We start from the raw sequence: 15,089 nt of genomic DNA on the forward strand, positions 1-15,089 counted from the left end.
GCGGTCTATAAACTACCCCGCAGCTTTTTGGCTTGCGGATTTCGTACGACTAGGAGTGACGACATAATGAGCACCATCGAAGAGCGCGTGAAGAAGGTTGTGGCCGAACGTCTGAACGTCAAGGAAGAGGACATCCAGAACACTTCTTCCTTCACCGAGGACCTCGGCGCGGATTCTCTGGATACCGTCGAGCTGGTGATGGCGCTCGAAGAGGAATTCGATACCGAAATCCCCGACGAAGAAGCCGAGAAGATCACCACCGTTCAGGAAGCGATCGACTACGTCAACGCTCACCAGTAAGCCGTGACGTCACGTTCGCAACCGTAGCGGAACGCAGCACTGGTCTCAGTGTCTGCAATGAGAGCCGTTCTGGAAACAGAGCGGCTCTCATTTTTTAGCAAGCGCAGAGGCCTGGCCCGACGAGTTGACAACACGGGGCACATAACCGAGTTGTTCAGGTATAATGCGCGAAATCGTGGCAAGCCTATGGCTTTCAAACCAGAGGCAAATGCCAACCAGAAAGTCGGGAGGAAAACTGATGCCTCGTAAAAGGGTCGTGGTAACTGGGCTCGGTCTGGTGACGCCGGTCGGCAATACCGTCAAGGAGAGCTGGGGCAATATCCTAGCGGGCAAGAGTGGCATTGCCCCTATCGAGCATTTCGATACCACAGGATTCAACACCCGCTTCGGGGGCTCGGTGAAAGGGTTTGATATCAGCCCTTATCTCAATCCTAAGGATGCCCGCAAGATGGATTTGTTCATCCAATATGGGGTCGCCGCCGGCGCGCAGGCGATTCAGGATGCCGGGCTCGAGTGCACCGAAGAGAACGCTCACCGCATTGGTGTGGCAATAGGCTCCGGGATCGGGGGGCTGCCGATGATCGAGCACAACCATCATGCCATGATCAAGGGGGGCTCTCGGCGCATCTCGCCATTTTTCGTGCCAGGTTCGATCATTAACATGATTTCCGGCAATCTGGCGATTCAGCATGGTTTCCGTGGGCCCAATATCGCGATCGTCACAGCCTGTACCACCGGTACTCATAACATTGGCTACAGCGCACGTACCATTGCCTATGGCGATGCCGATGTGATGCTGTGCGGCGGTGCCGAGATGGCCACTACGCCGCTGGGACTGGGTGGTTTCTCCGCTGCGCGTGCATTGTCGACGCGCAATGACGATCCGGCAGCTGCCAGCCGGCCATGGGATCGCGACCGTGACGGCTTCGTGCTCTCCGATGGTGCTGGCGTGTTGGTACTGGAAGAATACGAGCATGCCAAGGCCAGGGGAGCGACGATCTATGCCGAACTGACCGGCTTCGGCATGAGCGATGACGCTTTCCACATGACGGCACCACCGGAAGATGGCAGTGGCGCGGCATTATCGATGAGCAACGCCATTCGCGATGCTGGCATCGATCCCGCGCGTATCGACTACATCAATGCCCATGGCACCTCCACGCCGGCTGGCGATTTGGCCGAGACGCGTGCGGTGAAGAAAGTCATGGGTGAGTCGGCAAGGAAGGTGGCAGTCAGCTCCACCAAGTCGATGATTGGGCACCTGTTGGGAGCTGCAGGGGCGGTCGAAGCCGTGTTCAGTGTATTGGCGATCCGTGATCAGATCGCGCCGCCGACCATCAACCTGGACAATCCCCAGGAAGGTTGCGATCTCGACTACGTGCCGCACACCGCACGGGAAATGAAGATCGATGTTGCTTTGTCGAATTCATTCGGCTTTGGTGGCACCAACGGCTCGTTGATCTTCACCCGAGTATGACACCCGAGGTCGGGCCATGTTGAACGGTGACACCCCGCTACCTCTGGATGACCGCGGGGTGACCTATGGAGATGGGCTGTTCGAGACAGTGCTAGTCCGTGACGGTCAGCCCTATCTATGGGATTACCACATGGTGCGGTTACTGGCGGGCTGTCAACGACTGGGGATTCCTGCACCGGCGCGCGACGAACTCGACCCTTTGCCTGGTCGGGCGGGTCCCGGGCTACATGTGTTCAAGCTGATTTTGACACGCGGTAGCGGTGGGCGAGGCTATCTTCCCCCGGCGTCTCCCGAGTCTCGCTTGCGCTGGCAGTACCTACCTTTCGCGGCCAACGAGCAGCGTTGGCGGGAAGGAGTTCGGGTGCGCCACTGTGCACTGCGCTTGTCTATCCAACCTATGCTTGCTGGTCTCAAGCATCTGAATCGGCTCGAAAACGTGTTGGCACGTCGTGAATGGTCCGATCCTCAGACGGCCGAAGGATTGCTGTGTGATCATGAGGGTCACTTGGTCGAGGCGACTTGCATGAATATCTTCTGGCGTCGACGCGGTGTTCTGGAAACACCCCGTCTCGAGCGTTGCGGTGTCGCGGGTACCTTGCGCCAGGCACTGCTCGAGCAGTTGCCGATGTTCGAAGTTGATGTTGGCCCTGGTCACCTTGACGAGATGGAGGCGCTATGGCTGGGCAATTCGATACAAGGGATATGGCCGGTGACCCGGCTAGACAATGACGAGGGAAAGCCTCTTGTCGAATGGAAGCTGACCGATGTCCATCGCGAATTTCAGAATGTGGCCCAGCGTTTGCTGGGATATCCGGAGCTTCCCAAAGTGGAAAAGCCCTGAGGTGTGGTCGAGGAAACGAAATGCGTGTGGTGAAAGTATTGTTGGCGTTGGTCGTACTTGCGGTGGTGGTGAGCGCGGGAGGCTATCGTTACTGGGAAAGTCGCTTGGAAGCGCCTATCGCCGTGGATGAATCGACGCTTTATGAGATTCCTCCCGGTGCCGGCTACAATCGGGTGATAGCGGACTTGGCCAGTCGTGGGATTATCGAGAACGCATGGGCATTTCGCCTGCTGACGCGCCTCGATTCTGACGCGGTACCGCAGTTGCGAATCGGGGAGTACATGCTCGAGCCGGGTATGAGTGGACGTGAACTGATAGCCTTGCTGGGTAGCGACAATGTCGTCACTTATCCACTGACCATTCCCGAGGGCTGGACCTTCCGCCAGATGCGTGAGTTGCTGGCCAGCGCCCCCAAACTCGAACAGCTCACGGCAGAGATGAGCGATGAGGAAGTGATGGCTGAATTGGGGCGCGAGGGCGAGCATCCGGAGGGATGGTTTTTCCCTGATACCTATCGCTACCGCAAGGGTGTGAGTGATCTAGACATTTTGCGCCAGTCGCATCAGCGCATGGAAAACCAGCTCGAGGAAGTCTGGGCCAAGCGAGATGATGATCTGCCCATCGATAGCGCTTACGAGGCGTTGATCATGGCTTCGCTGATCGAGCGTGAGACCGGCACCCCGGAGGAGCGGCGCAAGATTGCCGGCGTCTTCAAGCGGCGCATGGAATCGGGGATGCGCCTGCAAACCGATCCTACGGTGATCTATGGCATGGGCGAGCGATACGATGGTCGCATCACCTACGCCGATTTGCGTGAAGAGACCCCCTATAACACTTATGTTATCGATGGCATGCCACCAACTCCCATCGCCATGCCTGGTAGGGCCTCATTGGAGGCAGCGGTGAATCCGTCGCCGGGCGATACGCTATATTTTGTTTCCAAGGGCGATGGAAGCCATCACTTTTCACGCACGTTGCGGGAACACAACGCTGCCGTCAGGCGTTATATCCTCAATCGTTAACTCGCTATGGTCGTTGCATCGCAGCGCTCAGGAGCCACATGAACAGGCGCGGACGTTTCATCACTCTGGAAGGGGGCGAAGGAGTCGGCAAGAGTACCAACCTCGACTGGATTTGCGCTTGGCTCGATGAGCGTGGCATCGAAGTGGTGCGGACTCGCGAGCCGGGAGGCACGCCACGTGCGGAGAGCATTCGCCAACTGCTGCTTGATCCTGCTCCGCAGGAGCCTCTCGACGATGATGCTGAGTTGCTATTGATCTTTGCCGCTCGTGCTCAGCATCTGGCGCAGGTCATTCGTCCAGCACTGGCGCGCGGTGCCTGGGTGGTATGTGATCGTTTCACTGATGCCACCTTTGCCTATCAAGGAGGGGGGCGAGGTGTGGATATGCGACGTATTGCGACCCTGGAAAACTTGGTTCAGCAAGGTTTGACGCCCGACCTCACGCTGTTGCTTGACATGCCGGTTGAGGCCGCCCAGAGCCGGGTCGACCAGCGCCTGGGACAGCAGGGAGGGCAGCGTGATCGTTTCGAGCGTGAGCGCCTGGTCTTTTTCCAATCAGTGCGTGACACCTATTTGGCTCGGGCTGCCGCCGAGCCGTCACGCATGGTCATCATCGATGCTGCTCGCCCTCTGGCGACCGTGCAAGACGAACTGGCCGAGAACCTGACGCGGCAGGTAGCCCTATGGCGGTAGATTCGACAACTCCGAACATGCCATATCCGTGGCAGCAGCCGTTGTGGCACAAGCTGATATCTTTGCAGGATAGCGGCCGTATGCCCCATGCCTTGTTGTTGTCGGGACCGCGAGGTCTTGGCAAGCAGACGCTGGCCGAAGTACTGATAAGACGCACGCTATGCCAGGCACCTGCCGAGACTGCCTGTGGGCATTGTCATAGCTGCGCCATGTTGGCATCCGGCTATCATCCAGACCTGTTGCGAGTCAGTCCTGCCGAGAAAAGCCGTCAGATCCGCATCGACCCCATTCGCGAGGTCAATGGCTTCGTTGCTCAGACGTCCCAGCAGGGGGGCTATCGTGTGATAGTGTTACAGCCGGCTGAGGCCATGAACGTTGCTGCTGCCAATGCGCTGCTCAAGAGCCTGGAAGAGCCTGGGGAGCGTACCCTATTCGTATTGCTGGCTGATATCCCCTCGCGCATGATTCCGACCATTCGCTCGCGTTGCCAGCAATGGAGCCTAGGCATTCCGACACCTCAAGAATGTTTGCCGTGGTTATCCCAAGCACTGGGAGAAGGTCAGGATGCCTCGTTCTGGTTGAACGCGGCCGGTGGGCAGCCTTTGCTGGCCCTGGAACTGGCCTCCCCCGAGGCGCGTGGGTTGCGGCAGGAGCTTCGTGAGTTATTCGATGCACTGGTGCGCGGCGCCGAACCAATCGCCGAGGCGGCGCGTCTTGCCAGGCATCCGGTGGAGAGCGTGCTGTGGTACGGTATCGCCTGGTTGGAAGATCTCATTCGTCTGGGACTGTCGGGCGACAACCTGGGTATACGTAACCCTGATCTACTGCCCTTGTACCGCCAGGCGGTCAAGAATGCACGGGTACGTGACTGGTTTCGTCTACTCGACTATGCCCGCGAGCAGCGGCGCCTGCTGGCCATGGGAGGAAATCCCAATCCGCAGTTGGTGCTGGAAGCCTGGTTGGTACGCTGGTCGGCTCTTCTGCGTTCATGAGCGGTTTGTGTTAGGGAGATATGTTTTGATATTCGAAAGGAGCGTCGTATGACGGGGCAGAAGTCGCTGTCATGGTCCATCCCTGATACCTCGACCCTGCTTTCGGCCTATATGCCATCGCTGGAGCGTGGAGGAATCTTCGTACCCACCGAGGAGCGTTATCCTGTGGGGCAAGAGGTCTTATTGCTGCTGACACTGCCTGGCGCGAACGAGCAACTGTCTGTGACCGGTCAAGTGGTTTGGGTGTCACCACCTGGTGTCTCGGGGCGCCGTGTGCCTGGCATTGGCATCCATTTCCATGCCGAAGACCGAGTTGTACGGGATCGCATCGAGACCCAACTGGCTGGTCGCCTCGACAGAGGCGCGACGACTTATACGCTGTAAGGTTTGGTTCATGTTCATAGATTCGCATTGCCACCTTGACCGACTCGACCTGAGTGCTCATGAAGGCGATCTCGGTGCCGCCCTCGAGGCTGCTCGAGCCCGTGATGTACGCCAGTTCCTGGCCATCGCCGTTACCCTTGATGACGTGCCGGGTCTGGCCGCCTTGTCGCGTGTCCATCATGACGTGGTGATTTCCGCTGGTGTGCATCCGTTGCACGACGTGGCCAGCGAACCTACGGTGGCAGATATCAAGGAATGTGCTGAAACGCATGCAGCTGTTGCCATTGGCGAGACCGGTCTCGACTATCACTACGACAGCATCCCTCGCGAGCGACAGCATGAACGGTTTCGGCGCCATTTGGTGGCAGCCAACGAGCTCGAGTTACCCGTAATCGTTCACACTCGTGAAGCGAAAGACGACACCCTGGCACTGATCCGCGAGTGTACCGATCCAGCGGTGGGTGGGGTGTTACACTGCTTTACCGAAGATATGGACATGGCGCGCGAAGCCGTGCGACACGGCTTTTACATCTCATTGTCGGGAATCGTGACGTTCCGCAATGCGACTTCCTTGCGTGATTTGGCGCGACAGATTCCACTTGATCGTCTCTTGATCGAAACCGATAGCCCTTATCTGGCTCCAGTGCCGCATCGCGGCAAGCCCAATGAACCACAATGGGTGGTAGAGGTGGCTGAATGCATCGCTCGAGAACGCGATATCAGCATCGACGAAGTTGCCATGCAAACAACGGCGAACTTTTACCACCTGTTTCGTGCTGCCGCTCCTCAGGCAAGTGCCGACATAAAGGAGTCACTGGCCAAGGCTGGTGTAATCTGATTCGCGCCTGACGTCACCAAGGAGATCGTCCCATGCCCCTGGAACCCTTGCTGGCACGTATCGACCCGCAGGGAACCATCCCTCCTGTGGACCGTTGGAATCCTCCGCTCAGTGGCGACATGGATCTGGTGATCGCTGCAGACGGGCGCTGGATTCATGAAGGAGTGGCCATGGCAAGACCTCAACTGATACGGCTGCTATCCACGGTGCTCAGGCACGAGGCCGACGGTGACTACTATCTGGTGGCGCCGCAGGAAAAGTGGCGCATCCGTGTAGAGGATCGGCCGTTTCTGGTGGTCGATGCCGAGGTGGACAGTGGGGGCTGGGTACTGACCACCAATGTCGGTGATCGGGTCGTGCTGGATGCCTCGCACCCTTTCACCCTCAGTCAGACTCCCAGCGGTGAGGAAGTTCCCGAAGTGCCGGTGCGTTTTGGGCTTTCGGCTCGCCTCAATCGCAATGTCTATTATCGCTTGGTGGAACGGGCCGAAGTACGTGAGTGGGCAGGAGGTACCGAACTAGGGCTCACCAGTCATGATCACTGGCACATCTTGGGGCGGCTGGACGCCGACGCATCGTGAGGTTGACTGAGCAGCAACGTGCCGTGGTCGCGCATGGCACTGGACACGCACGGGTCGCTGCGGTCGCCGGTGCCGGCAAGACCACTACCATGGTGGCGCGTGTCCTGCATCTGTTGGCGAACGGAGTGGCGCCGGCTCGTATCCTGGTATTGATGTTCAACCGAGCTGCCCGTGAAGACTTCACCACCAAGTTGTCACGGTTGGCACCGGCAGGACAGCAACTGCCTGACGTGCGTACCTTTCACTCCATAGGCCATCGTCTGACCCAGACTTTAACCCGTTGGGGCACATTGGCGCCACGCCAATTGCTGTCTCATGAATGGCAGCGGGAACGGTTGCTGCGTCAGGCAACACAGCAAGCCTTGTATGGTAACGATGCTGCGCTGGAAGCGGCATTGGAGGTCGAGCGGCTCGAAGCATTGGGCCACTTTTGCGAACTGGTCAAGGCCGAGATGGTGGCGCCCGACGAACTCTATGCGCGCCTGGAATTCGGTGCTGATACCGAGCATTTCGTTGCTGCTTTCGAGCACTGTGAAACTCTGCTCGAAGATCACGCCATGATGACCTATGCCGACTTGCTGTACCGGCCCTTGCGAGCGTTGGAAAAGGATGCCCGTCTGCGGGCACGTGTCCAAGGGTTTCTTGATCATGTGATCATCGATGAGTATCAGGATATCAATCTCGCGCAACAGCGACTGCTGGCGATTCTAGCGGGCGATCGGGCGGCGGTGATGGCAGTGGGGGATGCTAACCAATGTATCTATGAGTGGCGTGGGGCACGGCCCGACACCATGCTGGAGGACTTTACCGCGACTTTTGGCACGCCTCGTGACTATCCACTGTCAATGACCTTTCGACATGGTCACGTGCTGGCCTTGGCTGCCAATCATGCGATCGCCGCCAATCTCCGTCGCCCAGACCAGCTTTGCCTGGCCGCACCGGACAACCCCGATACACGAATGGATGTGGGGCAAGGCGGGGCAAAATTGGTTGAGGCCCTTGAACAGTGGCATTCTGCAGGCCGTTCATTGAACGAAGCCTGCATTCTGGTGCGCAGTTGGGCATTATCGGTATCGGTGCAGTTGCAGCTACTGCGGGCCGGAATTCCCTTTCGTCTCTCACGAGAGGACCGCTTCGTGTTTCGCCTGCCGCTGGTACAAGGCCTGGCTGGCTATCTCCAACTGGCGCGCCATGCCGGTCTGTTACGCGATCCGCAGCACTTGCTGATACTGTTGACGCAACCAACTCCCTTCGTGGCTCGCGAGCGCCTCACTCTGTTGGCACAACGACTAGCGGATACCCAATGTTGGCCAGAACGCCACGACTCGCTTTTGGCGGATCTCAAACCGATTCAGAGGCGTAATCTAAAGCGCCGTTGGGAACTGCTTTGCGAGTTGCCTCGGCTGGCCAATTGGCCGCCTGCCAAATTGCTCGAGCATGTAGTGGAACGGCTGGAGGCCGAGAAAGTCTTGAAGCGCGCCGCCGCACGCCGTGAGAAAGGTGAAGAGGATGTTCGCCTGCTCGATGTGCTGATCGAACAAGCCGCAGAGTTGGCTCACGACCCCGAAGCCTTCATTGCACTGCTGGGGAGTCCGGTGGAAAATCGGAAAGACGGCGTATTGATTACCACCGTCCATGGAGCCAAAGGCCTGGAATGGCCCTGGGTGGCATTGTGGAGTACCAACGAGGAGGATTTTCCCCACTATAGTCGCGACAATCCGCTGGACGGTACCCGACTGGAGGAGGAGCGGCGGCTGTTCTACGTTGCCATCACCCGAGCACGGGAGCGTTTATGGATTCTGCACGATGGCGGTGAGCATCGTCCCAGCCGCTTCATAGCCGAAACCGCGTGGCAAGACTGTCAGGCGGTGGTGGAGGCGCTTCAAACCTCACCGGATGAGCCACTGGAAGTTACCTCGCCGGTGCTGGTCGAACGTTACCTGGCCAGCCTGGAATATCGACTTCCGGTGCGTGCCGTGTCGTCGACAGCGGGTGTGGCCACCCCCGCCGAGGGGTATGCGATGGGAGTGCCTCGATTCGATGTCGGACAACGAATCCGGCACTCGGTGTTTGGCGAAGGTGAGATACAGGTCATCGAAGGTGACCCAGCCAATCCAGTGATCGAAGTACGTTTCGCGCATGCCGGCAAGCGTCGGTTGATTGCCCTGCGGGCGCCGCTCGAAATCCTTGAAGGAGAACGCGCATGAGTGTGAGCTTGATTGAAGCATCTCGACTTCAGCAATGGATGGAACAAGCGAACTCGGTAACAGTTCTCGATTGTCGGGCGCGTCTAGGCGATCTTCATGCAGGGGCCACGTTATGGCGCACTGGTCATGTCCCCGGTAGTCGGCACTTGGATCTCGATCGTGACCTGGCTGCTGTGCCCGGTGAAGGTGGGCGTCACCCACTACCGGACAAGGTTGCTTTTACTGCCAGCTTGCAACGCTTGGGTGTGAGGCCCGAAGTGCCAGTGGTGGTTTACGATGACATGGGGGGACAACTCGCCGCCGCGCGCGCTTGGTGGATGCTACGTTGCTGGGCGGGGCATCCTCAAGTGTACCTGCTCGATGGTGGTTTACCGGCATGGCAAGAGGTGGCCGGAGAACTGTACACCGACGAGGAGGATATTGTCGTTCCAAGCGATTGGCAGCCCGAGTTCGACGATACTGCCTGGGTAGATGTCGACGACGTTGCATCCGGTACGTCACTCAAGCTGGATGCCAGGGCCCATGAGCGTTTTCGTGGCGACAAGGAACCGGTCGATCCCGTGGCGGGGCATATCCCCGGGGCTCGGTGCCGACCAAGTGCCGATAACCTGGAATCGAATGGGCACTTCAAGCCGGCGGCGACGCTGGATGCCGAATTGCCCTCCGAGCGGGAAGTGATCGCCTATTGCGGTTCCGGAGTCACTGCCTGTCACAACATCCTGGCCTATGCCGTTGCCGGCAGACCGCTGCCAAAGCTTTACGCAGGCTCATGGAGCCATTGGATTCGCGATCCTTCCCGGGCGGTCGCCACCGGAGAGTGAGGTCTCCTTTTCCCTGTCTACCAAGGTAAGCGCTCGGTAATGTAACGCGCTACCCTTGTCATGAAGGACTGTGTCGAAGTTCTTGTGGGAACGCTTGTGGCGCAGACATGGTAGAGCAGGAGCAAGGAAAGGGATTCTCTAATGAAGAATTTCGCGCTGATAGGCGCGGCTGGTTATATTGCCCCTCGCCACATGCAAGCCATTCAGGCAACCGGCAACGCTTTGGTGGCTGCATACGATATCAACGATTCAGTGGGGATCATCGATTCCATCTCTACCGACTGCGCCTTTTTTACTGAGTTCGAGCGTTTCCTCGAACATGCTTGGCGGGTTAAACGACAGCCGACGACGGCGCTTGATTACATTGCCGTGTGTTCACCCAATCACCTGCATAGCGCCCATATCGTTGCCGGTTTGTATCTTGGCTGCGATGTGATTTGTGAGAAACCTTTGGTACCGATGCCTTCACAACTGGATGAACTGGCGCTAGTGGAGAAGGAGACTGGTCGACGCGTCTTCAGCATCATGCAGCTGCGTCATCATCCGGCGATTCATGAACTCAGGGACCGCGTCGCCGCTGAGGCAAGTACAGTGAAATACGAGGTTGAGCTAACTTACATCACCTCTCGTGGGCCTTGGTACATGGAAAGTTGGAAGGGGGATCCGCGTCGCTCGTTTGGCGTGGTCGCTGATATCGGAGTGCACTTCTTCGACATGCTGCATGTGATTTTCGGGCAACTCGAACGGAGCGTCTTGCATCATATCGACGACTACAAGGCGTCTGGCTTTCTCGAGTACGAGAAGGCGCGTGTCCGCTGGTTCCTGTCAATCGACCCCAGCGATGTTCCGAACACAGTCAAAGGCCAGCAGGCTACGTATCGAGTCATCACTTGTGACGGAGAATCATTCGAATTTTCAAGTGGCTTCAATGACCTGCATACCGTTAGCTATCGTGAAATCCTGGCTGGTCGCGGTTTTGGTATCGAGGCCGTTCGACATTGCCTGGAAACGGTACATGCCATTCGTATGGCCGAGCCTGAGCCACCCCGTGGCAGTGAGGGGCATCCTCTGGCACCTGGAGGCAGGGCTCGTTGAAAAAAGAAGAAGAGGACGCGATGGAGTTCGTCGATCTTGCAGCTCAGCAGGCACGCCTCAAGCCGCGCCTCGAGGCCGCTATCCACAAGGTATTGGCTCATGGTCGCTACATTCTCGGACCCGAGGTCAAGGAGTTGGAAGGCCGCTTGGCGGCCTATGTCGATGTGCCACACTGCATTGCTTGCGCTAGTGGTACCGATGCCTTGCAGATCGTCCAAATGGCACTTGGTATCGGGCCGGGCGATGAAGTTATCGTCCCAGGGTTCAGTTTCATCGCCAGTGCCGAGACGGTAGCTCTGGTCGGTGCCAAACCGGTCTACGTCGATATCTGTCCCGACACCTATCTACTGGATTCGCACCAACTGGAGGCTGTCGTTTCGCCACGTACCCGCGCCATCATGGCGGTGTCACTGTTCGGTCAGTGTCCTGACTTCGACGTCATCGAAGTCGTTGCCGCCCGTTATGGTTTGACGGTGATCGAGGATGCTGCCCAAAGTTTCGGTGCTCTGCATCGTGGCCGGCGCTCCTGCAGTCTGAGCCGCGTTGCCTGTACGAGTTTCTTTCCTAGCAAACCATTGGGTGCCTATGGCGATGGCGGTGCGATTTTCACCTCCGATGACGCTTTGGCAGCTACAGTGCGACAGATCTCTCGGCACGGGGAATCCCATCGCTACCGACATGATCGGCTGGGCCTGAATAGCCGCCTGGACACGCTACAGGCAGCCGTTCTGCTGGCCAAATTGGAGATATTCGACGAGGAACTGGTGCTACGTCAGCAGGTGGCGGCACGTTACGATCGTTTATTGCATGCCGCGGGTATCACTACCACTCCCCATATCGCCACATACAACACCAGCGTTTATGCCCAATACAGTATTCGGCTGCCGTGGCGCGATAGGGTACAGGAGGCCTTGCGCCTGGCTAGTATTCCTTTCGCCGTCCACTATCCGCTTCCATTGCATCGTCAGCCAGCCGTAGCAAATGCCGACAGCCTGCTACCGGTAGCCGAGGCAGTCTGTGAACAGATTCTGAGCCTGCCGATGCATCCCTACCTCGGCAAATCCTCGCAGTGTCGAGTGGTGGATACTCTTCAGAAGGCATTGTCGATGCTTGAGGAAGAGGAGGAATAGCCCCAGCCGTAAGGCTGGGGCTGCTGGTGGTCACATGTTGGGGTAGTTGGGCCCGCCACCGCCTTCCGGTGCCACCCAGGTGATGTTCTGGGCTGGGTCCTTGATGTCGCAGGTCTTGCAGTGAATGCAATTCTGGAAATTGATCTGGAATTTCGGTTGTCCTGCTTCGTCCTCGACCACCTCGTAGACTCCAACCGGACAATAGCGTTGTGCCGGCTCGTCGTACTTGGGCAGATTGTCGCGAATCGGCAGCTCGGGATCCGTGAGCTTGAGATGGCAGGGCTGATCTTCCTCATGGTTGGTATTGGAAAGAAACACCGAGGAGGGTTTATCGAACGACAACTTGCCATCCGGCTTGGGGTAATCGATCGGCTGGTATTCGCTGGCTGGCTTGAGTGCGGCATGATCCGAGGTCGTATCATGCAGAGTAGGCAGTTTGCCACCCAGCAGTTGATCGAGGAAGTTGTAGGCGCCGCCACCCACGGTGCCGTATTTGTGAATTGCCGGCCCAAAGCTGCGACTCTCGTCGAGTTCACGGTAAGCCCAGCTCTGCTCCCACTTGGCGGCGAAGGCAGTGAGCTCGTTACCGCCTTCGTCGCCGTTGGCGATGGCTTCGAAGACGCTTTCGGCGGCCACCATGCCGGACTTCATGGCCGTGTGTAGCCCCTTGATCTTGGCGAAGTTCAGCGTACCGGCATCGCAGCCAATCAACAGGCCGCCAGGGAACGTCATCTTGGGCAGGCAGTTGAGCCCACCCTTGGTGATGGCCCGGGCACCATAAGCCACCCGCGAGCCGCCTTCCAGATACTGCTTGAGCAGCGGGTGATGCTTCATGCGCTGGAATTCATCGAACGGCGAGAGGTAGGGGTTTTGATAGGACAGGTCGATGATCAGACCCACCACCACTTGCTGGTTTTCGGCGTGATAAAGGAACCAACCGCCGTGAGTGTGCTTGTCCAGCGGCCAACCAGCGCCGTGCAGTACCAAGCCGGGTTCGTGCTTGTCGGCGGGCACGTCCCACAATTCCTTGAGACCAATGCCGTAGTGCTGTGGATCGCTGTCCTTGGCCAAATCGAAGCGTCCGATCAGGCGCTTGCCCAGATGACCGCGAGACCCTTCAGCGAACAGCGTGTACTTGGCCCGCAGTTCCATACCGGGCATATGGCTGTCCTTGGGCTGACCATCGGCACCGATACCCATGTCGCCAATGAGGATGCCGCGTACGGTACCGTCGTCGTCATGCAGCACTTCCTGGGCAGCGAAGCCCGGAAAGATCTCCACGCCGAGTTGCTCGGCCTGCTCGGCTAGCCAACGGCACAGGTTACCGGCACTGATGACATAACGGGTCAACTCGCCACCGATATTGTGCATGGGTTTGGGCACGAAAGCATTGGGCAGTTTTTGGGCGCTCTCGGCGTCCTTGAGCAAGTAGACCTCGTCGCGAGTGGCGGGGGTGGTCAACGGGGCCCCACGTTCGGTCCAATCGGGGAACAGTTCATTCAGCGCCCGGGGCTCGAAAATCGCGCCGGAGAGGATATGGGCCCCCACCTCGGAGCCCTTTTCGACCACGCACACCGTCAGTTCGCGCTCGGCGTCCTGGGCCTGCTGCATCAGGCGGCAGGCTGCCGCCAGCCCTGAAGGGCCAGCGCCGACGATGACTACGTCGAAATCCATGAATTCGCGTTCTACCTGTTCCACATCTTGTCTCCTTCGTCATCGACACACCGGGCCGATCACGGGGTGTCGTCAATCTAGCCAGTCAAGTGTCAATTGTGCGGCATTCGTGGCGGGCTTGATACCCGTCATAGGGCTCTTCTTGCTTTACGTTCGATTTAAAACGGTCGTTTGCTTCTGATCTGTGCCCATGATATGCATAATAGAAATGAGAAGGTACCCCTACCAAGGGTGACTAAGGGTAGAATTGGACGGTTCCGATACTGAACCTAGCGAGGACACCATGAAAGTACTCGTCGCGGTCAAACGCGTCATCGACTACAACGTCAAGATCCGGGTCAAGCCGGACAACTCCGACGTCGACCTCACCAACGTCAAGATGGCCATGAACCCGTTCTGCGAGATCGCCGTGGAAGAAGCGGTGCGCCTCAAGGAGCGCGGTGTGGCCAGCGAGGTGGTCGCCGTCACCGTCGGCCCCAAGGCCGCCCAGGAGCAGTTGCGCACCGCGCTCGCCTTGGGCGCCGATCGCGCCATTCACGTCGAGACCGAGGCCAAGGTCGAGTCGCTGGCAGTGGCCAAGCTGCTGGCCAAGGTCGTCGAGGCGGAGCAGCCGCAACTGGTGATCCTCGGCAAGCAGGCCATCGACACCGACAACAACCAGACCGGGCAGATGCTTGCCGCCTTGACCGGGCTGCCCCAGGGCACCTTCGCCTCCGCGGTGAAAGTGGACGGGGACAAGCTGCAGGTGACCCGCGAGATCGACGGCGGCTTGCAGACCATCGACTTGAGCCTGCCGGCCATCGTTACCACCGATCTGCGCCTCAACGAACCGCGCTATGCCAAGCTGCCCGACATCATGAAGGCCAAGAAGAAGCCGCTGGACACCCAGACGCCCGAAGCGCTGGGGGTCGAGGTGGCGTCGAAGGTCACGCTGCTCAAGGTCGAGCCGCCGGCCGAGCGCCAGGGCGGCATCAAGGTAGGCTCGGTGGACGAGCTGGTCGACAAACTCAAGAACGAAGCCAAAGTGCTTTGAAA

At 58.4% G+C, this 15,089-nt stretch carries 15 protein-coding genes; 14 read left to right on the plus strand and 1 reads right to left on the minus strand.

Annotation, left to right across the window (positions count from 1 at the left end; all coding sequences use genetic code 11):
* Positions 1-66: 66 nt before the first annotated feature.
* The 13 genes from acpP (at position 67) to L861_RS00850 (ending at position 12,380) form a co-directional block, all read left to right on the plus strand.
* A complete protein-coding gene (acpP, locus tag L861_RS00790) occupies positions 67-300 on the plus strand; it encodes an acyl carrier protein (protein WP_016414620.1) in 234 nt (77 codons plus the stop codon).
* Positions 301-538: 238 nt separating this feature from the next.
* Positions 539-1,777: a beta-ketoacyl-ACP synthase II gene (gene fabF, locus L861_RS00795; protein ID WP_016414621.1), complete on the plus strand. Its 1,239-nt coding sequence runs from the start codon at positions 539-541 to the stop codon at positions 1,775-1,777.
* A gap of 16 nt (positions 1,778-1,793) precedes the next feature.
* Positions 1,794-2,618, plus strand: a complete 825-nt coding sequence (pabC, locus tag L861_RS00800; protein WP_016414622.1) for an aminodeoxychorismate lyase — start codon at positions 1,794-1,796, stop codon at positions 2,616-2,618.
* Positions 2,619-2,638: 20 nt separating this feature from the next.
* Positions 2,639-3,640, plus strand: coding sequence for an endolytic transglycosylase MltG (gene mltG, locus L861_RS00805; RefSeq protein WP_016414623.1), 1,002 nt, complete (start codon positions 2,639-2,641; stop codon positions 3,638-3,640).
* 38 nt (positions 3,641-3,678) lie between these two features.
* Positions 3,679-4,332 carry a dTMP kinase gene (tmk, locus tag L861_RS00810; RefSeq protein ID WP_016414624.1) on the plus strand — a complete coding sequence of 218 codons (654 nt, stop codon included), beginning with the start codon at positions 3,679-3,681 and terminating at the stop codon, positions 4,330-4,332.
* Positions 4,323-5,324: a DNA polymerase III subunit delta' gene (locus L861_RS00815; protein ID WP_021029063.1), complete on the plus strand. Its 1,002-nt coding sequence runs from the start codon at positions 4,323-4,325 to the stop codon at positions 5,322-5,324. The genes tmk and L861_RS00815 overlap by 10 nt, the downstream gene beginning before the upstream one ends.
* 30 nt (positions 5,325-5,354) lie before the next feature.
* Positions 5,355-5,708: a PilZ domain-containing protein gene (locus tag L861_RS00820; RefSeq protein WP_269078953.1), complete on the plus strand. Its 354-nt coding sequence runs from the start codon at positions 5,355-5,357 to the stop codon at positions 5,706-5,708.
* A gap of 10 nt (positions 5,709-5,718) precedes the next feature.
* Complete coding sequence (locus L861_RS00825) at positions 5,719-6,546, plus strand: TatD family hydrolase (RefSeq protein WP_016414627.1); 828 nt, start codon at positions 5,719-5,721, stop codon at positions 6,544-6,546.
* Between the two features lie 32 nt (positions 6,547-6,578).
* On the plus strand, positions 6,579-7,127 hold the full coding sequence (locus tag L861_RS00830) for a DUF1285 domain-containing protein (RefSeq protein WP_016414628.1): 549 nt from the start codon (positions 6,579-6,581) through the stop codon (positions 7,125-7,127).
* Positions 7,124-9,334: an ATP-dependent helicase gene (locus L861_RS00835; RefSeq protein ID WP_016414629.1), complete on the plus strand. Its 2,211-nt coding sequence runs from the start codon at positions 7,124-7,126 to the stop codon at positions 9,332-9,334. The genes L861_RS00830 and L861_RS00835 overlap by 4 nt, the downstream gene beginning before the upstream one ends.
* A complete protein-coding gene (locus L861_RS00840) occupies positions 9,331-10,155 on the plus strand; it encodes a sulfurtransferase (protein ID WP_016414630.1) in 825 nt (274 codons plus the stop codon). The genes L861_RS00835 and L861_RS00840 overlap by 4 nt, the downstream gene beginning before the upstream one ends.
* Before the next feature lie 141 nt (positions 10,156-10,296).
* Positions 10,297-11,250 (plus strand): Gfo/Idh/MocA family oxidoreductase, encoded by a 954-nt coding sequence (locus tag L861_RS00845; RefSeq protein ID WP_016414631.1) that lies wholly within the window; start codon positions 10,297-10,299, stop codon positions 11,248-11,250.
* Entirely contained in the window at positions 11,247-12,380 is a 1,134-nt protein-coding gene (locus L861_RS00850; protein ID WP_330217771.1) for a DegT/DnrJ/EryC1/StrS family aminotransferase, read from the plus strand. Before L861_RS00845 ends, L861_RS00850 begins: the two co-directional genes overlap by 4 nt.
* Positions 12,381-12,410: 30 nt before the next feature.
* Here L861_RS00850 and L861_RS00855 read toward each other — a convergent pair whose 3' ends face one another.
* A complete protein-coding gene (locus L861_RS00855; RefSeq protein ID WP_016414633.1) occupies positions 12,411-14,078 on the minus strand; it encodes an electron transfer flavoprotein-ubiquinone oxidoreductase in 1,668 nt (555 codons plus the stop codon).
* A gap of 259 nt (positions 14,079-14,337) precedes the next feature.
* Between L861_RS00855 and L861_RS00860 the strand changes: the two genes are divergently transcribed.
* The gene (locus L861_RS00860; RefSeq protein WP_016414634.1) at positions 14,338-15,087 is read left to right on the plus strand and encodes an electron transfer flavoprotein subunit beta/FixA family protein; all 750 of its coding nucleotides are present in this window, start codon (positions 14,338-14,340) and stop codon (positions 15,085-15,087) included.
* The last annotated feature ends 2 nt before the right edge of the window (positions 15,088-15,089 follow it).

It is taken from the genome of Litchfieldella anticariensis FP35 = DSM 16096 (genome assembly GCF_000409775.1).
GTDB classification, from domain to species: Bacteria; Pseudomonadota; Gammaproteobacteria; order Pseudomonadales; family Halomonadaceae; genus Litchfieldella; species Litchfieldella anticariensis.

Coding starts and splice junctions, on each gene's coding strand:
- acpP (WP_016414620.1), top strand. CDS start 67: ATGAGCACCATCGAAGAGCGCGTGAAGAAGGTTGTGGCCGAACGTCTG.
- fabF (WP_016414621.1), top strand. CDS start 539: ATGCCTCGTAAAAGGGTCGTGGTAACTGGGCTCGGTCTGGTGACGCCG.
- pabC (WP_016414622.1), top strand. CDS start 1,794: ATGTTGAACGGTGACACCCCGCTACCTCTGGATGACCGCGGGGTGACC.
- mltG (WP_016414623.1), top strand. CDS start 2,639: ATGCGTGTGGTGAAAGTATTGTTGGCGTTGGTCGTACTTGCGGTGGTG.
- tmk (WP_016414624.1), top strand. CDS start 3,679: ATGAACAGGCGCGGACGTTTCATCACTCTGGAAGGGGGCGAAGGAGTC.
- L861_RS00815 (WP_021029063.1), top strand. CDS start 4,323: ATGGCGGTAGATTCGACAACTCCGAACATGCCATATCCGTGGCAGCAG.
- L861_RS00825 (WP_016414627.1), top strand. CDS start 5,719: ATGTTCATAGATTCGCATTGCCACCTTGACCGACTCGACCTGAGTGCT.
- L861_RS00830 (WP_016414628.1), top strand. CDS start 6,579: ATGCCCCTGGAACCCTTGCTGGCACGTATCGACCCGCAGGGAACCATC.
- L861_RS00840 (WP_016414630.1), top strand. CDS start 9,331: ATGAGTGTGAGCTTGATTGAAGCATCTCGACTTCAGCAATGGATGGAA.
- L861_RS00845 (WP_016414631.1), top strand. CDS start 10,297: ATGAAGAATTTCGCGCTGATAGGCGCGGCTGGTTATATTGCCCCTCGC.
- L861_RS00860 (WP_016414634.1), top strand. CDS start 14,338: ATGAAAGTACTCGTCGCGGTCAAACGCGTCATCGACTACAACGTCAAG.